Raw genomic sequence first — 22,349 nt, 5'->3', positions numbered from 1 at the left:
GACTGCTCAGCCCCGCCGGCCCGGGCGCGCCTCCACCGCGCCCAGCCGCGCCACCACGCCCTGGTAGAAGCGGTCCACGGCCTCGTCCACGCTGCGGATGAAACCGGACTCCGCGTTGCCCCGGGTGTTGCCCATGCCCTTGACCAGGGTCAGCCGGAACCCGGTGAGGGGCGCGCCGCCCTTGGGCACCAGGTCACCCGGTTCGGGACGCAGCCGCTCCAGGGTGCCGCGCGGCCCGTTCTCCCCCTCTACCAGGCTCTCCACGTGGAGGTCCGCAGGGGCCTCCGCCAGCAGCCGGACGAGCCGCTTCACCGTGGCCAGCGGGTACGAGCCCTCCGGGGCGGGCACGTCGACCGAGGTACGGATCCGGCCCGTCCGCAGGTCGGCCGTCACCCCGATGACGCTCTGTGCGCCCTCCACCCGCAGCTCCGCGGAGAGCCGCCCGTCCAGGCACAGCTTCTCCGCGGCGGCCGCCCGGCGCCCGGCCGGATCGCTGCCGCGCCGGGCGCGCTGCACCGGGAGCGCCCGCTGCCCGAGCTCCCCGCCCAGCCGCAGGCAGACCTGCCGGATGAGCCGCTCCCAGCTCTCCACGACCTCAACGGCCCGTGCGTCGCCGGGGCCGAGGGTTTCGTCCTCGATCCCCTTGCGGACGGGGACCCACGCGGGGCCCATGTTCTGGAACCCGTGACAACCCGACTGCTCGTGCTGGAGGTACTCCAGGAGCTCCTGGAGGAGCCAGGCGTGCGCCGCGTTGCCGACGCCCTCGTGGCGGATCAGCATCTGCGCCTGGTGGGTCACCTCGGCCCAGGACAAGTGCCACAGACTGACCTTGTGCTTGCGGCGCCCGTCGATCTTGACGTCGACCATGGCGGTGCCTTCGAGGGCCACGTCGTTGGAGAGGGTGACCACCGCCTCGTAGCCGCGCCGGGCGGCGATGTCCATGTACTGCTGCACCTGCTCGGCCCTGAGCGGGTTGCCGTTCGTCTTGGTCTCCACCAGCGCCGTCCACAGCTTGCCGGCGCGCTCGACACGGATGACGCCGTCCGGGCGGCGGGGGGACTCGCCGTGGGGGAGGGTCACCTCCGTGAAGGTCTGCATCCGCCCGGCGGGGGCGCCGAAGGCCGCCGTGAGCCGCCGCCCGAACTCCGGGACCTGCGCCATGACCGACAGCAGCACCGAAGTGGCGCGCACCTCCCGTTCCCGGTCGCTCTTGAGGGTCGGCACCGGGAACAGCCGGGCGGGCTGCCAGGAATCGTTCTCGGCGAGCGACTTCTTGGCCACCTTGGGCAGCGTGACCTTCTTCCTGGTCGTACGCGGCCCCCGGCCGCGGACCTGCGCCGGGACGGGGGCGGTCCGCGCCTCCTCCGCGCCGTCCGGGGCGGCGGGCTCGGCGGCGGCCGCGTCCGGGACCGGCAGGGCCGGTGCCGGCTCCGTGCCCGGCGGCTCCTCGGCGGCCTCCTCGTCCGAGGTCACTCCTGCCGCCCCAGGCGCCTCCTCGTCTTCGAGGACCACGATGCCGAAGTCGGTGGCCAGACCGGCCAGGCCCGTCTCGTAGCCCTGTCCGACGGCACGGAACTTCCACTCCTCGCCGCGCCGGTACAGCTCACCGAAGATGAACGCCGTCTCGACGCCCGCGTCCTCGATGGAGAAGCCTACGAGCGGCTCCCCCGCCCGGTCCGCGACGGTCATCCGCAGGTCGTCGAGGTCGCCGAAGGTGGCACCGCCGTACTGGCTGGCCGCCACCACGATCCGCGCGACCCCCTCCGGGACCGCGGTCAGGTCCACGCCGATGCGGTCCTCGTCACCGCTGTCGGTGGGCGCTTTGCCCAACAACTGCACGCTGCCGTCGGCGGCGGCGGGGTTGTTGTAGAAGTAGAAGTCGTTCTCGCTGCGCACCTTGCCGTTGTCGTCGAGGAGGAGGACGGAGACATCGGCATCGCCGGCCCCCGATGCGCTGGTCCAGCTCAGACTCACGACGACCGAACCGGCGTCCTCACTGAGAGCGGTCAGGCTGACGTTCGCGCCTTTGGAAATCTCCTGCATGTCTTACCCCCCAGTCGCCCGGCCTCGCCCGGGCGCGGACGAGCAGGCAGGACCGCCGCTGCGGCGTCCTGTCGCGCGATGGCAGTGGTGCGCCCCCCGGCCGAACCGTAACGGCGTACCCCGCGAAAGATCCGGCAAAAGGCCAAACGAACGGCGGACAGCGTCCGAGGGCCTTTACGGGGGTACTGCGGGGGATGGGAGACACTGGAGGGGCTTGACCCCGTTCCGTGTCGCCGAGGAGCTCTGCCCCATGCCCCGCCTTGCCGTGTTCGCCCTGGTCGCCTGTGCCCTGTCCGTGGCCGCCGCCGTCGTCGCTTTCGTGGAGGGCAGCTTCCTGGGCATCGTGTGGGTGCTGATGGCCGGGGTCACGTCCAACATGGCCTGGTACTACATCCGCAAGGCGAAGGCCCGCAAGGCGGCCGGCTCCGCGCGCACGTCCTAGCCGCGGCCCCTACAGCCTTCGCAGGTTGCGGTCGAGGACGGCGCGCACCCGGTCCACGTCGGCCGGGTCCTGCGCGCCGCGCTTGGGCAGTGCGAAGTACATGCGGGTGCGCCGGGTCGTGAGGACGAAGAGCTCGTCCGTCTCGAAGTACCACGGGAACGCGTGCCACTCGATGCTGCTGGACAGGTCCCCGCCCGTGGTGGTCAGACCGTCCTCGCCGACCACCGTCCGGCAGGTCCCGTACGCCTCCATGTCCTCGTACTGCTCCCGGCCGAGGCGGGTCAGGGTCCGGGGGATGATCACGAGCGAGGCGAGGGCGACGGAGACGAGCACGAAGTCCGTCGCGAGGGGCGAGAAGCCCTTGAGCTTCGAGATGGCCAGTCCGAGTGCCGGGCCCAGGGCCAGCATGAGGAGAAGACCCCGGCGCCCGGGCCACGTCCCGATCTGGAAGCGCCGGACCGCCGCCTTGTAGTCCTGCGGTGTCGGCTCGTAGACGAACGTGATGGCCGTGGCCGTGCCCCGGCCGTCCTGCTGTATGTGGTCCCCACCCTTGTGCATGGCAGCGGAGCGTATACCACCGGCCCGGCCGTGTTGCGCTCAGTCCTGCGGGACGGCGCAGAAGCCGTTGGTGTCCTGCCAGAAGCGGTAGAGGTCGCGGCCGCAGAACGTCTCCAGGTCGGACACGCCCAGCGCCGAGAGCAGGCCGCGGACCACGTCGAAGAAGAAGCCGTTCACCTCGGGGATCCACAGCAGCGCGAAGACGGCGATCAGGCCGAACGGTGCCAGGGGCGCCACCTCGCGGCGGATGCGGTACGAGAGCCAGGGCTCGATGATGCCGTAGCCGTCGAGGCCGGGGACGGGGAGGAAGTTCAAGATCGCCGCCGAGACCTGGAGCAGCGCGAGGAAGGCCAGCGCGAAGCGGAACGGCAGCGGGACCCCGTCGAGGGCGTCCAGCCAGAACGGGGCGGTGCACACGAGGGCGAAGGCCACGTTGGTCAGCGGGCCCGCAGCCGAGATGAGGCTGTGCTTCCAGCGGCCCCGGATCCGGTCGCGTTCGATGTAGACCGCGCCGCCCGGCAGACCCAGCCCGCCCATGATCACGAAGATCACCGGGAGGACGATGCTCAGCAGCGCGTGCGTGTACTTGAGCGGATTCAGCGTCAGGTAGCCCTTGGCGCCGACCGTGAGGTCGCCGGAGTGCAGGGCGGTGCGGGCGTGGGCGTACTCGTGCAGGCACAGGGAGACGATCCAGGCCGAGGTCACGAAGAGGAAGACGGCCAGTCCGACGCTGGTCGCGTACCCCGTCCACACCGCCCAGCCCGTGACCGCCATGACGGCGACGATGCCGAGGAAAACGGAACTGATCCGCCGTTCGCTGCGATTGCCCTGATGACCCATGCGGCGAAACCTACCCCGGGCCGCGGGCCGTACGAGGTGGGGGGCCGGGGACAATGGGCCCGTGCGCTACGCGATTCTCGGCACCGCCCAGGCCATCCACGACGACGGGACCACCGTCGCCGTCGGCGGAGCGCGCCTGCGGGCCCTGCTGACCGCGCTCGCGCTGCGGCCCGGTCGGGCCGTTCCCGTGCACCTCCTCGTCGGCGAGGTGTGGGACGCGGACCCGCCGGCGGACGCCCCGGCCGCGCTCCAGGCGCTGGTGGCCCGGCTGCGGCGGGCCCTCGGGCATGCGGCGGTGCGCTCCGCCGAGGGTGGGTACCTGCTGGTCGCCGCCCGTGACGACGTCGACGTCTACCGCTTCGAGCGGCTGGTACGGGCCGGCGCGCAGGCCGCGGACCCGGCCGGGGCGGCCGCGCGGTACGAGGAGGCCCTCGCGCTGTGGCGCGGCCCGGCGCTGGCGGACCTGCCGGATCCGGCCGCGGAGGCCGCGCGGTGGGAGTCGCTGCGGCTGGACGCGCGCCGGGGCCGGCTCGCCGCGGCCCTCGACCTGGGCGAGGCGGAGCGGGCCCTGCCCGAGCTGACCGCCCTGTGCGCGCAGCAGCCGCTGGACGAGCCGCTCCAGGCCCTGCACATCCGGGCGCTGCGTGACGCGGGCCGGCCCGCGGAGGCACTGGCCGCCTACGACGCGGTACGCCGCGGACTCGCCGACCGCCTGGGCGCCGACCCGGGCCCGGCCCTGCAAGCCCTCCACCGCGAGCTGCTGACCCCGGCCCCCGTGTCGGCCCCGGACTCCGGGCCCGCCGTGCCGACCGGTCCGGTGGCCCCGGGCGCGGTGGCTCTCGCGGGCCGGGCGGCTCCCGGCACGGTGGCCGGCGGCGAGGAAGCCCCCGGCTCGGTGGCCGCTGCCCTGGCGGCGCCCGGTCAGGCGGCGCCCCTGGCCCCCGTAGCCCCCGGTCAGGGGGTCGGGCTCGTTGCCCCCGGTCAGGGGAACCTGCGGGCCCGGCTGACCACCTTCGTCGGGCGGGAAGAGGACATCCGGGTCATCGGCGGCGACCTCGCCCGGGGGCGGCTCGTCACCCTGCTCGGCCCCGGCGGGGCCGGCAAGACCCGGCTGTCGCAGGAGGCCGCCGAAGCACACACCCGCGCCGGAGCCGCCTGGCCCGACGGGGTGTGGATGGTCGAGCTGGCTCCGGTGGACGACCCCGAGGACGTCGCCGAGGCCGCGCTCGCCGCGCTCGGCGCCCGCGAGACCAAGCTGCGCGGCGCCTCCGCCGAGGAACTGCGGGCGCTGACCGAACGCCCCGGCGACCGCCCGCTCGACCGGCTCACCGAGCACTGCGCCCGGCTGCGGCTCCTGCTGATCCTGGACAACTGCGAGCACGTCGTGGGCGCAGCCGCCGAACTGGCCGAGGAACTCCTCGCGTCCTGCCCCGGCGTACGGATCCTGGCCACCAGCCGGGAACCCCTCGGGGTCCCCGGGGAGTTGCTGCGGCCGGTGGAACCGCTGCCCGACCCCGTCGCGCTGCGGCTGCTCGGCGACCGCGGCCGCGCCGCCCGGCCGGGCTTCCGGGTCGCCGACGACCCCGACGCGGCCGCGGAGATCTGCCGCCGCCTGGACGGGATGCCGCTCGCCATCGAGCTGGCCGCCGCCCGGCTGAGGCTGCTGACCCCGCGGCAGATCGCCGACCGGCTCGACGACCGGTTCCGGCTGCTGACCGGCGGTGCGCGCACCGTACTGCCGCGCCAGCAGACCCTGCGTGCGGTCGTCGACTGGTCCTGGGAGCTGCTGGACGCGCCCGAACGGGCCGTGCTGCGGCGGCTGTCCGTCTTCGCCGGCGGCTGCGACGCGGCGGCCGCCGAGGCCGTCTGCGCCGACGGCGACGCCCCGGACCCCGCCCGTGCCCCGGACTCCGCACACGCCCGGGACGCCGTCCACGCCCTCGACGTCCTGGACGTCCTCGGCTCCCTCGTCGACAAGTCCCTCGTCGTGGCCGCCCCCGGCCCGGACGGCGCCGGCATGCGCTACCGGCTCCTGGAGACCGTGGCGGAGTACGCGGGAGAGCGCCTCGGCGAGGTGCCCGGCGACCGCGAGGCCACCGAGCGCCGCCACCTCGTCCACTACCGGGAACTCGCCCGCACCACCGAGCCGTTGCTGCGCGGCCACGGCCAGCGGGTCGCCGCACGGCGCTTCGCGACCGAGCACGAGAACCTCCGTACCGCACTGCGCCGGGCCATCGCCGCCCGCGAGATCGACGAGGTGCTCTGCCTGATCCACTCCCTGGCCTGGTACTGGCACATGCACGAGCTGCGCGCCGAGTCCCGGCACTGGTCCAACGCGGCCGCGGCCCTCGGCCCCGACCCCTTCCGGGCTCCCGTCGTCCCCGCCGAGCCGGTCCACGGACGGCTCGTGGACGCGCCGCCGCCGTACGGCGGGGAGCTGCTCACCGAGGGCTGGCGCGGAGTCCGGCTGATCCAGTTCGCCTCCCGCGACCACGCCAACGAAGGGTGGAACTCCGCGGAGATCCGCCCCGTCATCGAGGGGATCGTCGCCGCCTACCGGCCCGGTCTGCCGCAGACCTGCAGTACGCCCGGCGGACTGTGGATCTACGCCGTCATGATCGCGGGCGACCCGGACCTGCTCCGGCGGGCCGTCGACGCCACCGTCGACGCCACCCGCGCGCTGGACTACCGCTGGGAGCTCGCCGGAGCCCTGCAGCTGCGGGCGAACATCCTGGCCAACCGCGCCGACTGGGCCGGCGACGCGGCCCGCGACGCCGACGAGAGCCTCGCCCTGTTCACCGCGCTCGGCGACGACTGGGGCTGTGCCGAAGCCCTGTCCGCCCGCGCCGAGTCCCGCGAGAGGCGCGGGGAGTACGCCCTCGCCGCCGAGGACTTCCGGTCCGCGATCGAGCACGCGGAGCGCCTCGGCGCCCCGTCCCAGGTCACCGTCCTGCGGGTGCGGATGGCCGGCGTCCTCGCCGAGAACGGGGAGGGCGCCGAGGCGGAGAGGATCCTCACCGACGTCCTGAGCACCCCGCAGCGCCACGGCAACGAGGCGATGCCGGCCGCCCGGATGTTCCTCGCCATCCGCTACGGCCGCACCGGCCGCATCCCCGAGGCCCGGCGCCAACTGCAGACCCTGCGCGAGGAGTTCGCCTTCGGCTCGTACGCGATCTTCGACGGGTTCCTGCTCGGCACGATGGCCTGGCTGGAGAACCGGGCGGGCAACCACGAGGAGGCCCTCGTCCTGCTGCGGCAGGCGATGGCCACCGCGGACGACCCGCTCACCGGGATGGTCGCCCCGCAACTGCCCGCCGTGTACCTGATGACGGCGGCCCTCGCCCACGTCCGCCTCGGCGGCCGGCAGCGGGCGTACGAGGCCGCGCGGCTGCTCGGCGCCTACCGGGCGCTGCTGCCGCCCCGGCACTTCCCGGTGTCCACGGAACGCGAGGACGCCGCCCGGGCCGAGGAACTCACCCGGGCGGCGCTCGGTGACACCGCCTGCGAGACGGCGTACGCCGAAGGCGGCGGCCTCACCCTGAAGGAGGCCGCCGCCCTCATCTGATCCGGTCCCCCGTGCGGGGACCGCCCGGGACGCGATCCGCGGCGGTCCGCCGCCCGGATCAGGTCTTCTGGCGGAACTTGCGCACCGCGAGGGGCATGGTGACCGCCGTGATGGCGAGGGACCAGCCCAGCGTCATCCACACCGAGTTGCCCACCGGAGTGCCGTTGATCAGGGCGCGTGCCGCGTCGGCGAGGTTGGACAGCGGGTTGTAGTCGGTGAAGGACTGCAGCCAGCCCGGCATGGTGGTCGGCGGGGCGAAGATCGAACTGCCGAACTGCAGCGGCATCAGGACCAGCATCGCCATGCCCTGGACGGCCTGGGCGGTCTTCATGGTGAGACCGAGAAGGATGAAGATCCACATCAGCGAGGCGCCGAAGACGGCGGACAGGCCGATCGAGTAGAAGAGGTCCAGTACCGAGCCCTTGATCGACAGGCCCAGGACGAAGCCCACGGTGAGCAGGATCGCGATGGCGACCAGCATCCGGCCGACCTCGACGACGATCTTCGCGAGGAGCACGGAGGACCGGGCGATCGGCATGGACCGGAAGCGGTCCATGACCCCCTTCTTGAAGTCGTCGTTGACGCCGGTGCCGACCGCCATCGAGATGTTCATGCCCATCATGGCCATCAGGCCCGGGATGACGTAGTTGACGTACGCCTCCTGGTTGCCCTTGCCGGAGATCGCGCCGCCGAAGACGAACACGAAGAGCAGGGTGAAGATGATCGGCATGAGCACGGCGTCGAACATCGACTCCGGGTCCTGCTTGATCTGCAGGGCGTTGCGTCGCACGAGCGCGCCGATGTGGCGCAGGTTGGCCCGCAGGCCGATCCGGCCCTCGCCGGGCTGGGCGGCCACACCGGCCACCGGGGCGGCCGCGGCACCGGCCGGCTTCGTCGTGGTTGCGGTGCTCATGCCGCGACCTCCTCGGTCGTCTCGATGGCGGGCTTCTGGCCGGTGATCGACAGGAACACCTCGTCCAGGCTGGGCAGGTACGTGCCGAGGTCGGCGACCGCGTACCCGAGGGCGGCCAACAGGCCGATGACGGCGGTCAGCTGCTCGTCACTCAGGATCGGGACCAGCAGCACGCCCTCGTCCGGGACGGCCTGCGAGCCGGCCACGCCGTCGAGTCCGGCCTCCGCCAGCGCCCGGGCCATCCCCGGCAGGTCGGCCGCGTCGACGGGGCGGATCCGCAGCGTCCGGCCGCCGACCCGGGCCTTGAGCTCGTCGACCTTGCCCTTGGCGATGACCTTGCCCTTGTCGATGACCGTCAGCTCGCTCGCGAGCTGCTCGGCCTCCTCCATGTACTGGGTGGTGAGCAGGACGGTGGCGCCCTCGGCGACCATCCGCTGCACCTCGTCCCACACCTCGTTGCGGGTACGGGGGTCCAGGCCGGTGGTCGGCTCGTCCAGGTAGAGGACGGCCGGGCGGCCGATCATGGAGGCGGCCAGGTCGAGCCGGCGGCGCATACCGCCGGAGTAGTGCATGGCGGCCTTCTTGGCGGCCTCGGTGAGCGAGAACCGCTCCAGCAGCTCGTCGGCCCGCGAACGGGCGTCCTTGCGGGACAGGTCCAGCAGGCGGCCGATCATGTAGAGGTTCTCCCAGCCGGAGAGCTTCTCGTCGACCGAGGCGTACTGGCCGGTGAGGCCTATGGTCCGGCGCAGCTGCCGCGGCTGGCGGACCACGTCGTACCCGGCGACCACGGCGGTTCCCGCGTCCGGGACGATCAGGGTGGACAGGCAGCGTACGAGGGTGGTCTTGCCGGCGCCGTTGGGGCCGAGGACTCCGAGGACCGTGCCCTCGCGGACGTCCAGGTCCACACCGTCCAGGGCCTTGGTCTCGCCGTAGTGCTTGACCAGCCCCCGCACCTCGACGGCGTGCGGGCCGTTCAGGGGGTTCTTGTCGTTTCGCGTCATGTCCACCATGGGACCAGCCGTCACCGACAAAGCGCCGACAGTCGACCGACAACGGACCGACAGCCGACCGACAGTCGACCGACAGTCGACCGACACCCGACCACCTCCGCGACCGGGAGCCGGCCCCACCCCCCGCCCGACCACCGGCCGGCAGGCACGCGAGGGCCCGCCGGCGCGGTGCCGGCGGGCCCTCGGCCGTGCCTACGTGCCTACACGCCTAGTGGAAGGCGTGCTCCTCCTGCGGGAACGTTCCGCCGACCACGTCCTCGGCGAACGCCTTCGCGGCGTCGCCCATCGTCGCGCGGAGGTTGGCGTACTGCTTGACGAACCGCGGCAGCTTCCCGCCCGTCAGACCCATCATGTCGGTCCACACCAGCACCTGCGCGTCGCACTCGGCGCCCGCGCCGATGCCGACCGTCGGAATGTGCAGGGACCGGGTGACCTCCGCCGCCAGCTCGGCCGGGACGAGTTCGAGCACCACCGCGAACGCGCCCGCGTCCTGCGCCGCCTTCGCGTCGCGCAGCAGCTGGTGCGCCGCCTCGTCGCCGCGGCCCTGCACCCGGTACCCCATGGCGTTGACCGACTGCGGGGTCAGGCCCAGGTGCGACATCACCGGGATGCCGGACTGCACGATCAGCTCCGTCTGGGCCAGCGAGCGCTCGCCGCCCTCCAGCTTCACCGCTCCCACCCCGGCCTCCTTGACGAGGCGGGTGGCGCTGCGCAGCGCCTGTACGGCGCCTTCCTGGTACGACCCGAACGGCAGGTCGCCGACGACCAGCGCCCGGCGGGTGCCCCGTACGACGGCCGCCGACAGCAGGGTCATCTCGTCCATGGTCACGGGGACGGTGTTCTCGTAGCCGAGGTGGCAGTTGCCCATCGAGTCCCCGACGAGGATCACGGGGATGCCCGACTCGTCGAAGACGGACGCCGTCATCGCGTCGTAGGCGGTGAGCATGGGCCACTTCTCGCCGCGCTCCTTGGCGAGACCCAGATCGCGGACGGTGATGCGACGGGTGCCCGTGCCTCCGTACAAGGTGGGGGAGGCGGCCTCGCGGGCAGGCGAAACGGCATGCGTCATTGCAAACGCTCCTTGATGTCATCTCGAGGCGCCCTCACGGCGTCCCCGGACTCACCCACCATGGTTGCACCTGTGCGGCCCTGCGCGAAAGTGGCGCGAAGACCGGTACGTCACACTCCCGGCCCACACCAGCGCCACTCCTGGCCCACTCAGGATCCCCGCCCGGCCGCCCCGGCGCGCGCCGGAGCCAATGTGCGCGTTTCGTGACAAGCGGAACCCTGGCCGCATGGCCGTTCGTCCTCCCGGACGTACGGCCGGAAGAACGGCACGGAAGGCTGCGCCGATCGCCTAGGGTCAAGAGGCGGGGACGCAGCGCAAGCACGGCAGCGAGGGCAGTGGCATGGCACAGGCGTACATGACGGAGACGGGGAACGGCGGCTCGGAGCCCGAGACCTCCGGATCCCGCCTCCGCCGCCGGCTCGCCGAACTGCGCCGCGATCCGGGCATCTGGCGGCGCGGCATCGTCACCGCCGCCCTGGCCGCACTGCTCTCGCTCGTCATGATCTTCCACGCGGAGCTGCCCAACGACATCGGCAACCTCGGCAGCCTCACCGAGACCTTCCTGCCCTGGCTGGGCCTGGCCGTCCCGCTGCTCCTGGCCGCGGCGGTGGTCCGCAGGTCCGCGACGGCGCTGATCTCGATACTGCTGACGGCCGCCGTTTGGGTGAACCTCTTCGGCGGCCTGGTCACCGACAAGTCCGGCTCCGGCGGAAATCTGACGGTCGCCACGCACAACGTCGACGCCGACAACCCCGATCCGCGGGGCACCGCCGCGGCGGTCGCGAAGTCCGGGGCCGACGTACTGGCCCTGACCGAGCTCAAGGGAAGCGCCGTCCCCGTCTACGAGAAGGCCCTGGAGGGGACGTACCCGTACCACGCGGTCGAGGGCACGGTCGGCGTGTGGAGCAAGTACCCGCTGGTCTCCAGCCGGCCCGTCGACATCAAGATGGGCTGGACCCGGGCGATGCGGGTCACCGTGCACACCCCCTTCGGCGACCTCGCCGCCTTCGTGGCCCACCTGCCGTCGGTCCGGGTCAAGTTGAACGCCGGCTTCACCGCCAACCAGCGCGACAACAGCGCCGACGCGCTGGGCGCCGCCCTGGCCGCCGAACCGCTGAAGAAGGTCGTCCTGCTCGGGGACCTCAACGGCACCATGAACGACCGGTCCCTGTCCGAGATCACCTCGCAGGTCCGCTCCACCCAGGGCGCGGCGGGCGACGGCTTCGGCTTCAGCTGGCCCGCCCAGTTCCCGATGGCCCGGATCGACCAGATCCTGGTCCGCGGGGTCCGGCCGGAGGCCTCGTGGACCCTGCCGCGCACCGGCAGCGACCACCTGCCGGTCGCCGCGCGGCTGACGGTGTAGCAGCCCAGCCCGGCCCGGCCCGGCCCGGCGCGCGGTGCGGCGCGCCGGGGCCGGTGGGGGCACGGTTCAGGGGTGCTCGCGCCAGCCGTTGGTGATGGGCAGCCGGCGGTCCTTGCCGAAGCCCTTCGCGGAGATCTTCGTGCCCGGCGGGTACTGGCGGCGCTTGTACTCCGCCGTGTCGACCATGCGCAGCGTCCTGGCCACCAGTTCGCGGTCGAAACCGGCCGCCACGATCTCCTCGATGCCCTGGTCGCGGTCCACGTACATCGCGAGGACCGCGTCCAGCACCGGGTAGTCCGGCAGCGAGTCCGTGTCCACCTGGCCGGGGCGCAGTTCGGCGCTGGGCGGCTTCACGATGGAGTTCTCCGGGATCGGCGGGGTCTCACCCCGTTCGGCCGCGGCCCGGTTGCGGTACTGCGCGAGCCGGAAGACGTCCGACTTGTAGACGTCCTTGATCGGGCCGTACGCGCCCACCGAGTCGCCGTAGAGGGTGGAGTAGCCGACGGCCAGCTCGGACTTGTTGCCCGGGGCCAGCACGATGTGGCCCTCCTGGTTGGACAGGGCCATCAGCATGGTGCCGCGCAGCCGGGACTGGAGGTTCTCCTCGGCCAGGCCGGTCAGGCCGAGCGAGCCCATGTACGCGTCGAACATCGGCTCGATCGGTACGGTCCTGAAGTTCAGCCCGGTCCGCTCCGCCAGCTCGGCCGCGTCCCCCTTGGAGTGGTCCGAGGAGTACTTGGAGGGCATCGAGACCCCGTACACGTTCTGCGCGCCGATCGCGTCGCAGGCGATGGCGGCGACGAGCGCGGAGTCGATCCCGCCGGAGAGCCCGATCAGGACGGAGCGGAACCCGTTCTTCCTGACGTACGCGCGCAGACCCACGACCAGCGCGTCGTAGACCTCCTCGTCGTCGTCCAGGCGCTCGGCGTACCCGCCGGGGACCACCGGCTCGTACGGCTCCACCGGCTCCTGCGAGAGGATCACGCGGTCGATCCGCAGACCGTCGTCGACGATCCCCTCGGGGGCGTCCTCGCGCGCGGCGGGCAGGTCCAAGTCGACCAGGACGCAGCCCTCGGAGAACTGCGGGGCGCGCGCGATGACTTCCCCGGAGGCGTCGACGACGATGGAGTCGCCGTCGAAGACGAGCTCGTCCTGGCCGCCGATCATGGCCAGGTACGCCAGGGTGCAGCCGGCCTCCTGTGCCCGCTTGCGGACCAGTTCGAGGCGTACGTCGTCCTTGTTGCGCTCGTACGGGGAGGCGTTCACGGAGATCAGCAGTCCGGCCCCGGCGGAGCGGGTGGCCGGGACGCGGCCGCCCTCCTGCCAGAGGTCCTCGCAGATGGCCAGGGCCACGTCGATCCCGCGGACCCGGATCACCGGCTGGGTGTCGCCCTGTACGAAGTACCGGAACTCGTCGAACACCCCGTAGTTGGGCAGGTGGTGCTTGGCGAAGCGGAGGACGACCTGCCCGCCGTACAGGACGGCGGCCGCGTTCTCGGGGGCGCCGGCGGGGCGGCCGAGCCGGGGCGCGGCCTTCTCGGCGCGGTCGAGGTAGCCGACGATGACCGGCAGCTCGCCGAACCCCTCGGCCGCCAGCCGCTCCGCGAGTCGGCGCAGCGCCGTGCGGGAGGCTTCGACGAAGGAGCCGCGCAGGGCGAGGTCCTCGACGGGGTACCCGGTCAGCATCATCTCCGGGAACGCCACGAGGTGGGCGCCCTGCTCGGCGGAGTGCCGGGTCCAGTGCACGACCGAGTCGGAGTTGGCGGCGATGTCGCCGACGTGCGAGTCGATCTGATTCAGAGCGAGACGAAGTTGAGGCACGGCCCCAGTCTAATCGTCTTTCTGACGCGATGTCCTGGGACCGTGCCTTCCGGCGCTGCGCGGCTTTCCCTCAGGGCCGGCCGGATCAGCCGATCGGACCGCTGAACTTGGCGTTCGGCAGCCGGATTCCGGGGGAGATGTCGGCGGTCAGCCTGCCGGTGCCCTCGGGCACCTCGAAGGCCACGACCCCGCTGGCCGATTCGCCGGGCAGGATGTCGCCCTTGATCGTCTTCGGCAGCTCGCCGTCGAAGACGAGCTTGGCGGTCATGCCCTGCTCGTCGCGGACGTTGGGCACCGCGTAGATGACGTTGTGGGTCTCCGTGGAGTTGTTGGTGATGGTGATGGTCAGCTGCACCGCGTTGCCGACCTCCAGGTACCGGTTCTTCGTCACGTACTTCTTCGGCACCGACAGCGACACCTTGATGCCGTTGGGGTACGTGTACGTCTCGCCGAACGGCAGCGGGGTCGTCATCCCGGGGACCTGCGAGGGGGAGGGCTTCGGCGCGGGCGGGGCGGGGGTGGCGTCGCCGAAGTCCTCGTCGTACTCGTCCGGGTCCTCCCACTCCTTTTCGTGCACGCGGTGCTGTGCGCGGTCGGAGGCCCGGTCGAGGACGGCGCCGGTGAGGACGAACCCGCCGAGGGAGGCGCCGATGCCGAGGACGCCGAGGACGGTGCCGGTGATGGCCATCGCCTGGCGGCCGGCGCCCTTGGTGGCGCGGACGATGGCGCCGATGCCGAGGCCGATGGCGGTCAGGGCGAGGAGGCCGCCCATGAAGAAGAAGAAGGGGAGGAGACCGCCGATCAGGCCGGCGATGCCGGTGACGAGGGCGGCGACGGCCAGCCCGTTGCCGGCCGGGGCGGGGACGCCCCAGGGGCCCGGGCCGTAGGCGGCACCCCATACGGGGGCGGGCGGCACGGGGCCGCCGGGCGCGCCCGGAACGCCGTGCACCCCGAACGGGGCGGCGCCTTGCGGCGCGGTGGCCTGCGGCGCCGCGGCCTGCGGCGCGGGAGCGGGCGGGGCGAAGGCGGCTTCGGGCGCGGGGGCCGGGGCGGGCTGCGGGGCGGAGGCTGCGGCGAGCTGCGGGGCGGACCCGGGCTGGGGTGCGGGCGCGGGCTCCGGCGCGGCGGTTGCGAGAGCCGGGTCCGGCGTGGTCGCGGGCTCCGGCTCCGGGGCGGAGGCGGCGGAGGGCTCCGGCTTGGTTGCGGGCCCCGGCGTGGTTGCCGGGTCCGTAGCGGTCTTGGCCGCGGGCTCCGAGTCCGGCGTGGTCGCGGGCTCCGGGGCGGCGGTTGTGGGGGCCGGATCCGGCGCGGGTTCTGCCTGGGATGTGGGCCCCGGGGCGGAGGCTGCGGCGGGCTGCGGCTCGGGGGTGGGCGTGGGGGTCTTCTCCAGGGAGAGCGGCCCGGCCGCCTCCGGTATGGGCGTTCCCGCCCCCTCGGTCGGCGGACCTGACGGGCTGCTGGGCGGGGTCGGCGGCGTGCTCATACCTGGCGGGGGTCCCTTTCCGGAGGCGCTGCGCGGGTGCGCGGTGATCGCCAAGCCTGCCACGCCCCCCGACCGGGCCCCAAGGCGGTTTCCCCCGCCCCCCGGCCGCCCGCCCCGCCGACTTCCCGGAGGCGCGTCCCACGCCCCGCCGGGACAACGGTGGCGGGCCCCGCCGCGTCTTCCCCCACGGGGCCGCACGCGGGCCGGCCGGGCGGGCGCCCTCGCTCGCCGGACCGGCGCCCGCCGTGTTGAGATGGGTCGAGGAGGACCATGCCCGTACACACCCGCAGCGCGCGGCTCGTCGCCGTCCTGGTCGGTCTCGGCGCCGCCGCCTACACCGCATGGGTGCTCGAAGTCGTCCTCTCCACCGGCCTGAACCCCGTCGAGACGTACGTCAGCGAGCTCGCCGCCCAGGACCAGCCGCTCGGCGGGATCTTCCGCGCCACCGACTTCACCGCCGGACTGCTCGTCCTCACCGGCGGCCTCCTCGCCCTGATCCGGACGGCGCGGCACGCCGACACGCGCCGCCCGTGGGCCGTCCTCGGCTGGGCCGGCGTCACCCTCTTCGGCGCGGCCACCGCCGCCGACGCCTGGCTGCCGCTGAGCTGCGCGCCCACCGCGGACCCCGTGTGCGCCTCCCGGGAGACCGCCGGACTCGTCCCCGCCACCCATCAGGCCCATGCCGTCAGCAGCGCTCTCGCCATGGCCGGGGCCCTCCTCGGGATGCTCGCGCTCACCCTCGCCGCCCGCCGGTACGGCCGGTTCGCCCCGCTGGCCCGGCGCGGCCCCGCCCTCGTCGTGGCGGAACTGCTCGCCACCGCCTGGACCCTGACCGCCGTCATGCTGTTCACCGCCGGACGCGGGACCTGGGCGCTCGGCGCCGGGCAGCGGCTGCAGGTGCTGCTCGTGGCGCTGTGGCTCGGCCTGCTCGCGTACTCCGTCCACCGGGAGCGCCGTACGTGAGCGGGCCCGGCGGGTTCGTCCGGGTGGACGGGGTCCCGCTGCACGTGGTCGTCGAGGGGAGCGGTCCGCCCGTGGTGCTCTGCGCCGGGCTGGCCCTGGCCTGGTTCGACTGGGACCCGGTCGCCGCGCTGCTCGCCGCCCGGGGCCGTACGGTGGTCCGCTTCGACCGTCCCGGGCACGGCCTCAGCGCCCCGGCCCCCGCGCCGCCGACCGCCGCCGGGGAGGCCCGCCGGATCGCCGGGCTGCTGGACGCACTGGGGCTGGGCGGCGCGCCCGTCACCGTCGCCGGGCACTCCGTCGCCGCCTTCCACGCCGAGGCCTTCGCCCGCCTGTACGCGGAGCGGACCGCCGCCCTCGTCCTGGTCGACCCCAGCGTGGAGGAGCGCCCCCGCACGGCCCTGCCCATAGGGCTGCGCACCGGCGCCGCCCGCCTGCTCGGCCGGGCGGTGAGCGCCGCCGGGCTCCCGGCCGCCCTGGGGCCGGCGGTGCGCCGCGCGGCCGTACGGGCCTCCCGCACCGGCGGCGCCGACCCGGCCGCGCGGGACCTCGTACGCCGCTGCTACCGCACCGGCCGGGTCTGGCGCGGGGCCCTGCTGGAGAACGCCCGCTACCGCGACCAGGCCGCCGAGCTGCTCGCCCTGCGGGCCCGGCACCCGCTGGCCGCGCCGGTCACCGTCCTCGCGGCCGACGACGGCTCCGGCGGGCGTGCGGCCCGGCGCTGGCTGGAACGCCAGGAGGAGCTGGCCGGCCGGCTCGGGGCCCGCTTCGAGACCGCCGCACCGGCCGGCCACCTGGTCATGCTCGACCGCCCGGACCAGGTGGCCCGGGCGGTCGGCGACGCGGCGGAGGGCGGGCGGCCGCCGCAGGAACCGGGGCCGGGACCGGGGCCGTAGCCGCGGGGGCCGGCGCCGGAGGCTCAGCGCCTCGCGTAGACCTTTTCCACGAACTCCGCTATCTGCCCGTCCGACAGGTGCTGGGCCAGGTCGGCCTCGCTGATCATGCCGACCAGCTTCTTGTTCTCGATCACGGGAAGCCGCTTGATCCGGTGCGTCTCCATCTCCTCCAGTACCTCGGAGACGTCGGCGTTCGCGTCGATCCAGCGCGGGGTGCCCTGTGCCATGTCACCGCAGGTGACCTTCGACGGGTCCTGCCCCTTGGCGATACACCCGACCACGATGTCGCGGTCCGTGATGATCCCGCACAGTCGCTCGTTGGCATCGCTGACGGGCAGTGCGCCCACGTTGAGCCGGCTCATCATCTGAGCGGCCCGGTCCAGGGTCTCGGACTGGTCTATCCACTGGGCGCCGGAGTGCATGATGTCTGCCGCGGTGGTCATAGCCTCACCTCCTGAGCACGCATGCCGTGGCGGCCGGGCGCGGGTGCGCCCGCCGAGGCGCCCCCGGTGGCCGGTGGGGGAAGGGCCGACAAGGGCGCCTTCCCCCACCGTACGGGCGTGTCCCGTCACCCGCGCGGCGCAGCCCCGCGCTGCCGGAGCATGTCCGCCATCAGGGTGAGCTCGGCCTGCTGCGCCTCGACCATCCCCTGGGCCAGCGCCCGCTCGGCCGGAGTGCCGCACTGGGCGGCGCAGCCCCGGGCCATCGCGACGCCGCCCTTGTGGTGGTCGGTCATCAGCTGGAGGTAGAGGACCTCCGCGTCCCGGCCCTGGGCGGCGCCGAGCTGCGCGATCTCCTCCTTGGTGGCCATGCCGGGCATCAGCGCCCCGGGCTTGGCGGCGGCTCCGCCCATGTCGTGGCCGCCCGTGTCGTGACCGCTCATGTCGTGGCCGGCGGTGCCGTGGGAGCCCGCGTCCTGGCCGCCCGTGTCGTGGCCGCCGTGCGCGGAGTGGCCTTCCGTGGTTCCCATCCAGGACATCGGCGGCTCGTCGGCCACCACCTTCGGCAGGCCCCACAGGTCCAGCCAGCCCAGCAGCATGCCCCGCTGGTTGGCCTGGGTGTTGGCGATGTCGTAGGCGAGGCCGCGTACCGCCTCGTCCTGGGTGCGGTCCCGTACGACGAAGGACATCTCCACCGCCTGCTGGTGGTGGACGGCCATGTCCCGGGCGAAGCCCGCGTCCGCCGAGTAGAGCCCCGGCGCGCGGGCGGCCGTACCGGGCCCGTCGCCGCCGCTCGCCGCGGCGACGGTGGCCGCGACGGCGGTCAGCAGGGCGAGCAGGACGGCGGTGCCCGCCGCCCAGTACGTACGGCTCACTTCTCGGCCAGCCCGTTGGTGCAGGCGGCGCCCGGCTCGGGGGTCTGCGGGCCCTGCACGTACTTGGTGAAGAACTGCGCGACGCGGGCGTCGGACGCGCTGTCCACGGTCAGCTGCTTGCCCCAGGCGCTGAGCACGATGGTGCCGGCCTGTTCCTTGACGGGGCTCATCAGCGTGTACGGGGTCTTGGACACCGTCGCGGAGAGCTTGTCGAGGTCGGCCTTGGCCGCCTTCTCGTTGTACGTCACCCAGACCGCGCCGTGCTCCAGCGAGTGGACGGCGTTGACCTCGGGGACCGCGTTCTTGTAGACGTCCCCGTTGCAGTTCATCCAACGGGGGCTGTGGTCGCCGCCCACCGGCGGGTTCATCGGGTACTTCACCGGTGTCTCGACGTGGTTGCGGCCCAGCGTCTTGGCGTCCCAGCTCTGCTCGCCGGTCACGGGCGCCGTGCGGGCCGCCGCCTCGGCGTCCTTCTTGTCCTGCTTCTTGTCCTGCTGGTCGATCATCACCCACGCGCCGAAGCCGATGAGTGCGGCGACGACGGCGGCCGAGAGGGTGATCGCGAGGGCCTTGTTGCGCCGGTCGCGGGACTGCTCGGCCCGGCGCATCTCGGCTATGCGCGCCTGGCGGGAGTTGTACTGGGGCGGGATGTTTCCGGCCATGTGTCCGGTTCCTTCTGCTGAGGGGGGTGGGGAGGTGGATCCGGGGTGCGCGTCGCAGCGCCGGACCCTCAGGCCCGCAGCACTTGAAGGGCGTGGAGGTCGGGGGCCCGCGCGAGCGCCGCGGGCGGCCGGCCGGGACGCGGATCCGCCGCGCGGGGGACGGGGGCCGCGGCGGCCCCCGGCACGGTCACGGCGGGCGGCGGCACGGGCAGGACGCCCGGGGTCACGTGCGAGAAGGGGGAACAGCCCGGCTGCCGGTCGGGGGACACGCACACGACCCGGGCCGGGGCGGTCGGGGCGGTCGGCGCGCTCCGGTCGGCCCGGGCGGTCTGCGCGTCGGCCTGGTGGGGCTCACCCGGCCGCAGGCACAGGAACAGGGCCCCGAGCAGGACCGACAGCACGACCGCGGTGAGGGCGCGCCGAGCGGCGGGACGCCTGTTGCGTCCGCGCCGCGTGTGCTCCCCGCCCCCCATGGCCGCAGATGGTAATGCTCATGACGGGCCCGGGGTCAGTGCGGGGGTGCCACGACCTTTCGGGGGTGCGTAATGTGGCGGAAACCACGGCTGGCGATACTGGGCCTGCCCGACTGGGCCCGCGGCCCCCGGGCGGTGGTGCACAGGCCGTCTGAACTGCGAGGATGAAGGCATGGACAAGCAGCAGGAATTCGTCCTCCGGACGCTTGAGGAGCGCGACATCCGCTTCGTGCGCCTGTGGTTCACCGACGTACTGGGCTTCCTGAAGTCCGTCGCGGTCGCCCCGGCCGAGCTGGAGCAGGCCTTCGACGAGGGCATCGGCTTCGACGGCTCCGCCATCGAGGGCTTCGCCCGGGTCTACGAGTCCGACATGATCGCCAAGCCGGACCCGAGCACCTTCCAGATACTGCCGTGGCGCGCCGAGGCCCCCGGAACGGCCCGGATGTTCTGCGACATCCTGATGCCGGACGGCTCCCCCTCCTTCGCGGACCCGCGGTACGTCCTCAAGCGGATCCTGAACAAGACCTCCGACCTGGGCTTCACCTTCTACACCCACCCGGAGATCGAGTTCTTCCTGCTGAAGGACAAGCCGCTGGACGGCACCCGCCCGGTGCCGGCGGACAATTCCGGGTACTTCGACCACACCCCGCAGAACGTGGGCATGGACTTCCGCCGCCAGGCGATCACCATGCTGGAATCGATGGGCATCTCGGTCGAGTTCAGCCACCACGAGGGCGCCCCCGGCCAGCAGGAGATCGACCTCCGCTACGCCGACGCCCTCTCCACGGCCGACAACATCATGACCTTCCGCCTGGTCATGAAGCAGGTCGCCCTGGAACAGGGCGTCCAGGCCACCTTCATGCCGAAGCCCTTCTCCGAGTACCCGGGCTCGGGCATGCACACCCACCTCTCCCTCTTCGAGGGCGACCGCAACGCCTTCTACGAGTCGGGCGCCGAATACCAGCTCTCGAAGGTCGGCCGCTCCTTCATCGCGGGCCTGCTCAAGCACGCGGCGGAGATCTCGGCGGTCACCAACCAGTGGGTCAACTCGTACAAGCGCATCTGGGGCGGCTCGGCCCGCACGGCGGGCTCGGGCGGTGAGGCCCCCTCGTACATCTGCTGGGGCCACAACAACCGCTCGGCCCTCATCCGCGTCCCGATGTACAAGCCGGGCAAGACGGGCTCCTCGCGGGTCGAGGTCCGCTCGATCGACTCGGGCGCGAACCCCTACCTCACGTACGCCGTACTCCTCGCGGCCGGCCTCAAGGGCATCGAGGAGGGCTACGAACTCCCGGCGGGCGCCGACGACGACGTCTGGGCCCTCTCCGACGCAGAACGCCGCGCCATGGGCATCGAACCCCTCCCGCAGAACCTCGGCGAGGCGATCTCCCTGATGGAACGCAGCGAACTGGTCGCCGAAACCCTCGGCGAGCACGTCTTCGACTTCTTCCTGCGCAACAAGAAGCAGGAGTGGGAGGAGTACCGGAGCGAGGTCACGGCCTTCGAACTCCGCAAGAACCTCCCGGTGCTGTAACCGCAGTTCAGGGCATTTGTAGGAGCTGTCCAACACTTCGGGCCGGTGGTCGACGACCACCGGCCCGAAGTCGTCTCATCCCTCCTGGGCCGTCTGTGGGCCGTCGGGCGCGGAATCGTGGTCCCCGTACAGGCCGTCGACAGCCCTCCGGGCTCGACCGTCGGCCCCCTCCATGAGGTGGGTGTAGACGCGGAGCGTGAATCCGGGGTCGGTGTGCCCGAGATAGGTGCTCAGCGCCTTGATGTTCTCGCCGCTGTGCAGCAGGACGGACGCGTAGAAGTGCCGCAGAGCGTGCATCCCGTGCTCCCGGGCGGCCTGGTGACGCTCACCCGCCCGCGGCTGCGGGATGACGCCGGCCTGGACGAGTGCCACCTTCCAGACCCGCGTGTTGAAGTCGGTCCGGCGCACGGCGCCGCCACCCGAGAGGGAGAACAGCAGCCGCTTCGTCACGGGCGGACCGTCCGGGCGCAACCAGGGCAGCGTCACGTCCACGGGCGGGAAGTCCTCGCGGTGCTCGCGGAACGCCTCCGCGACGCGGCGGGGGAGTGGCACCTTTCGCTCCTTGCCGCGCTTCGGTGGCGCGAAGACCAGGTGACCGTTGACGACCTTGACCTGATTGACCACGTGCAGCCACTCGCCCTCGAAATCGTCCGGGTCGTCCGGCAGTCCGAAGATCTCCCCCTGCCGCAGCCCGCAGCCCCCGCCAGCGTCGGCCATCGCTTGGTACCGCTCGGGCAGGGCGGCCCGTACGGCGAAGAGCCGCTCGCGCGTCCATGGCGTGACCCGCGGCGGCACGGACGCTGGCGGCCGGACACTGCGCGCACGGCACGGGTTGCGGGCTAGGTACTCGTCGTCCACCGCCGCGGAGAGCACCGATGAGACGCTGGCGAAGATGACCCGGCGGTACGAGGACGCCGGAACCGCGATCTCCAGCTTGCTCAGCCAGTCGCGAATGTGCTCCGGCCGGAACGAGTCCAGCGGCCGCGGCCCCATGTAGGGAAAGGCGTGCTTCCGGAGCTGTACCGACACGGGTACGCGGGTGGTGGGGTCGGTCGTCTGACTGGCGAGCCACTTCTCGCCGTACTCCCGGAACGTGGTCCGACCGGCGGCGGGGTCGATGTACTGCCGCCGAGACATGTCGACTTCGATCTGGGTCAGCCACTGGTCGGCGAGGCGCTTCTGCTTGTCCGGGAAGCTCTTCGCCTTCTCGGTGCCATCGGGACCGATATACCGGGCGCGGTAGCGCAGGCCGCTGCCATAGCGCTCGGTCTTGATCCGCTTGGGCGTTCCATCGGGCCCGCGCTCCGTCTTGAACCAGCGGTCTTGGATGTGTCCAGCCACGTGCGGCCTCTCTGGAGATACGAGGGAGGGCGGGCCCGTGACGGGCCCGCCCTCGTGTGGT

19 protein-coding genes are annotated in these 22,349 nt (G+C 73.0%); 6 read left to right on the top strand and 13 right to left on the bottom strand.

What is annotated here, in order from left to right; all coding sequences use genetic code 11:
• Positions 1–6 precede the first annotated feature (6 nt).
• A complete protein-coding gene (locus tag ABZ128_RS20945; protein WP_356850190.1) occupies positions 7–2,043 on the bottom strand; it encodes a TerD family protein in 2,037 nt (678 codons plus the stop codon).
• Positions 2,044–2,293: 250 nt separating this feature from the next.
• Here ABZ128_RS20945 and ABZ128_RS20940 point away from each other — a divergent pair, with 250 nt between their 5' ends.
• Positions 2,294–2,485: a hypothetical protein gene (locus tag ABZ128_RS20940; protein ID WP_356850189.1), complete on the top strand. Its 192-nt coding sequence runs from the start codon at positions 2,294–2,296 to the stop codon at positions 2,483–2,485.
• Positions 2,486–2,494: 9 nt separating this feature from the next.
• Here the strand turns inward: ABZ128_RS20940 and ABZ128_RS20935 are convergent, their stop codons facing one another.
• Positions 2,495–3,043 (bottom strand): YcxB family protein, encoded by a 549-nt coding sequence (locus ABZ128_RS20935; protein WP_356850188.1) that lies wholly within the window; start codon positions 3,041–3,043, stop codon positions 2,495–2,497.
• Between the two features lie 39 nt (positions 3,044–3,082).
• Complete coding sequence (locus tag ABZ128_RS20930; protein ID WP_356850186.1) at positions 3,083–3,883, bottom strand: site-2 protease family protein; 801 nt, start codon at positions 3,881–3,883, stop codon at positions 3,083–3,085.
• On the opposite strand from ABZ128_RS20930, the gene ABZ128_RS20925 reads away from it, so the two are divergent.
• A complete protein-coding gene (locus ABZ128_RS20925; protein WP_356850184.1) occupies positions 3,882–7,448 on the top strand; it encodes a BTAD domain-containing putative transcriptional regulator in 3,567 nt (1,188 codons plus the stop codon). The two genes, ABZ128_RS20930 and ABZ128_RS20925, sit on opposite strands and share 2 nt — an antisense overlap.
• A 58-nt stretch (positions 7,449–7,506) precedes the next feature.
• Here ABZ128_RS20925 and ABZ128_RS20920 read toward each other — a convergent pair whose 3' ends face one another.
• From ABZ128_RS20920 to panB, 3 genes are all read right to left on the bottom strand, one after another.
• On the bottom strand, positions 7,507–8,361 hold the full coding sequence (locus ABZ128_RS20920; RefSeq protein WP_356850183.1) for an ABC transporter permease: 855 nt from the start codon (positions 8,359–8,361) through the stop codon (positions 7,507–7,509).
• Complete coding sequence (locus ABZ128_RS20915) at positions 8,358–9,371, bottom strand: ATP-binding cassette domain-containing protein (protein WP_356850181.1); 1,014 nt, start codon at positions 9,369–9,371, stop codon at positions 8,358–8,360. Before ABZ128_RS20915 ends, ABZ128_RS20920 begins: the two co-directional genes overlap by 4 nt.
• A gap of 208 nt (positions 9,372–9,579) precedes the next feature.
• Entirely contained in the window at positions 9,580–10,440 is an 861-nt protein-coding gene (gene panB / locus ABZ128_RS20910; RefSeq protein WP_356850179.1) for a 3-methyl-2-oxobutanoate hydroxymethyltransferase, read from the bottom strand.
• A 340-nt stretch (positions 10,441–10,780) separates the two neighbouring features.
• Between panB and ABZ128_RS20905 the strand changes: the two genes are divergently transcribed.
• Complete coding sequence (locus tag ABZ128_RS20905) at positions 10,781–11,803, top strand: endonuclease/exonuclease/phosphatase family protein (protein WP_356850178.1); 1,023 nt, start codon at positions 10,781–10,783, stop codon at positions 11,801–11,803.
• A 66-nt stretch (positions 11,804–11,869) separates the two neighbouring features.
• On the opposite strand, the gene ABZ128_RS20900 is transcribed toward ABZ128_RS20905, so the two are convergent.
• Positions 11,870–13,624 (bottom strand): NAD+ synthase, encoded by a 1,755-nt coding sequence (locus ABZ128_RS20900; protein ID WP_356850176.1) that lies wholly within the window; start codon positions 13,622–13,624, stop codon positions 11,870–11,872.
• 85 nt (positions 13,625–13,709) lie between these two features.
• Positions 13,710–15,107: a DUF4352 domain-containing protein gene (locus ABZ128_RS20895; RefSeq protein ID WP_356850174.1), complete on the bottom strand. Its 1,398-nt coding sequence runs from the start codon at positions 15,105–15,107 to the stop codon at positions 13,710–13,712.
• A gap of 270 nt (positions 15,108–15,377) precedes the next feature.
• Here ABZ128_RS20895 and ABZ128_RS20890 point away from each other — a divergent pair, with 270 nt between their 5' ends.
• Both ABZ128_RS20890 and ABZ128_RS20885 read left to right on the top strand, forming a co-directional pair.
• Positions 15,378–16,070, top strand: coding sequence for a DUF998 domain-containing protein (locus ABZ128_RS20890; protein ID WP_356850172.1), 693 nt, complete (start codon positions 15,378–15,380; stop codon positions 16,068–16,070).
• The gene (locus tag ABZ128_RS20885; protein ID WP_356850170.1) at positions 16,067–16,963 is read left to right on the top strand and encodes an alpha/beta hydrolase; all 897 of its coding nucleotides are present in this window, start codon (positions 16,067–16,069) and stop codon (positions 16,961–16,963) included. Before ABZ128_RS20890 ends, ABZ128_RS20885 begins: the two co-directional genes overlap by 4 nt.
• 23 nt (positions 16,964–16,986) lie before the next feature.
• On the opposite strand, the gene ABZ128_RS20880 is transcribed toward ABZ128_RS20885, so the two are convergent.
• From ABZ128_RS20880 to ABZ128_RS20865, 4 genes are all read right to left on the bottom strand, one after another.
• Complete coding sequence (locus ABZ128_RS20880) at positions 16,987–17,406, bottom strand: CBS domain-containing protein (protein ID WP_356850168.1); 420 nt, start codon at positions 17,404–17,406, stop codon at positions 16,987–16,989.
• A gap of 125 nt (positions 17,407–17,531) precedes the next feature.
• Entirely contained in the window at positions 17,532–18,278 is a 747-nt protein-coding gene (locus tag ABZ128_RS20875) for a DUF305 domain-containing protein (protein WP_356850166.1), read from the bottom strand.
• Positions 18,275–18,940 carry a DUF3105 domain-containing protein gene (locus ABZ128_RS20870; RefSeq protein WP_356850165.1) on the bottom strand — a complete coding sequence of 222 codons (666 nt, stop codon included), beginning with the start codon at positions 18,938–18,940 and terminating at the stop codon, positions 18,275–18,277. The genes ABZ128_RS20875 and ABZ128_RS20870 overlap by 4 nt, the downstream gene beginning before the upstream one ends.
• A gap of 68 nt (positions 18,941–19,008) precedes the next feature.
• Entirely contained in the window at positions 19,009–19,413 is a 405-nt protein-coding gene (locus ABZ128_RS20865; protein WP_356850164.1) for a hypothetical protein, read from the bottom strand.
• A 172-nt stretch (positions 19,414–19,585) separates the two neighbouring features.
• On the opposite strand from ABZ128_RS20865, the gene ABZ128_RS20860 reads away from it, so the two are divergent.
• A complete protein-coding gene (locus tag ABZ128_RS20860; protein ID WP_356850162.1) occupies positions 19,586–20,947 on the top strand; it encodes a glutamine synthetase family protein in 1,362 nt (453 codons plus the stop codon).
• A gap of 75 nt (positions 20,948–21,022) precedes the next feature.
• Here ABZ128_RS20860 and ABZ128_RS20855 read toward each other — a convergent pair whose 3' ends face one another.
• Positions 21,023–22,288 carry a site-specific integrase gene (locus ABZ128_RS20855; protein WP_356850160.1) on the bottom strand — a complete coding sequence of 422 codons (1,266 nt, stop codon included), beginning with the start codon at positions 22,286–22,288 and terminating at the stop codon, positions 21,023–21,025.
• Between the last annotated feature and the right edge of the window lie 61 nt (positions 22,289–22,349).

Source organism: Streptomyces sp. NPDC006326, assembly GCF_040612915.1.
Lineage (GTDB): Bacteria > Actinomycetota > Actinomycetes > Streptomycetales > Streptomycetaceae > Streptomyces.
Note: the sequence above shows the minus strand (reverse complement) of the source record. Positions and strands in the feature narration are given on the sequence as shown.

Excerpts from the sequence above, each read along its gene's own strand:
- ABZ128_RS20945 (WP_356850190.1), bottom strand. The coding sequence starts at position 2,043 with ATGCAGGAGATTTCCAAAGGCGCGAACGTCAGCCTGACCGCTCTCAGT.
- ABZ128_RS20940 (WP_356850189.1), top strand. The coding sequence starts at position 2,294 with ATGCCCCGCCTTGCCGTGTTCGCCCTGGTCGCCTGTGCCCTGTCCGTG.
- ABZ128_RS20935 (WP_356850188.1), bottom strand. The coding sequence starts at position 3,043 with ATGCACAAGGGTGGGGACCACATACAGCAGGACGGCCGGGGCACGGCC.
- ABZ128_RS20925 (WP_356850184.1), top strand. The coding sequence starts at position 3,882 with ATGCGGCGAAACCTACCCCGGGCCGCGGGCCGTACGAGGTGGGGGGCC.
- ABZ128_RS20930 (WP_356850186.1), bottom strand. The coding sequence starts at position 3,883 with ATGGGTCATCAGGGCAATCGCAGCGAACGGCGGATCAGTTCCGTTTTC.
- ABZ128_RS20920 (WP_356850183.1), bottom strand. The coding sequence starts at position 8,361 with ATGAGCACCGCAACCACGACGAAGCCGGCCGGTGCCGCGGCCGCCCCG.
- ABZ128_RS20915 (WP_356850181.1), bottom strand. The coding sequence starts at position 9,371 with ATGGTGGACATGACGCGAAACGACAAGAACCCCCTGAACGGCCCGCAC.
- panB (WP_356850179.1), bottom strand. The coding sequence starts at position 10,440 with ATGACGCATGCCGTTTCGCCTGCCCGCGAGGCCGCCTCCCCCACCTTG.
- ABZ128_RS20905 (WP_356850178.1), top strand. The coding sequence starts at position 10,781 with ATGGCACAGGCGTACATGACGGAGACGGGGAACGGCGGCTCGGAGCCC.
- ABZ128_RS20895 (WP_356850174.1), bottom strand. The coding sequence starts at position 15,107 with ATGAGCACGCCGCCGACCCCGCCCAGCAGCCCGTCAGGTCCGCCGACC.
- ABZ128_RS20890 (WP_356850172.1), top strand. The coding sequence starts at position 15,378 with ATGCCCGTACACACCCGCAGCGCGCGGCTCGTCGCCGTCCTGGTCGGT.
- ABZ128_RS20880 (WP_356850168.1), bottom strand. The coding sequence starts at position 17,406 with ATGACCACCGCGGCAGACATCATGCACTCCGGCGCCCAGTGGATAGAC.
- ABZ128_RS20870 (WP_356850165.1), bottom strand. The coding sequence starts at position 18,940 with ATGGCCGGAAACATCCCGCCCCAGTACAACTCCCGCCAGGCGCGCATA.
- ABZ128_RS20865 (WP_356850164.1), bottom strand. The coding sequence starts at position 19,413 with ATGGGGGGCGGGGAGCACACGCGGCGCGGACGCAACAGGCGTCCCGCC.
- ABZ128_RS20860 (WP_356850162.1), top strand. The coding sequence starts at position 19,586 with ATGGACAAGCAGCAGGAATTCGTCCTCCGGACGCTTGAGGAGCGCGAC.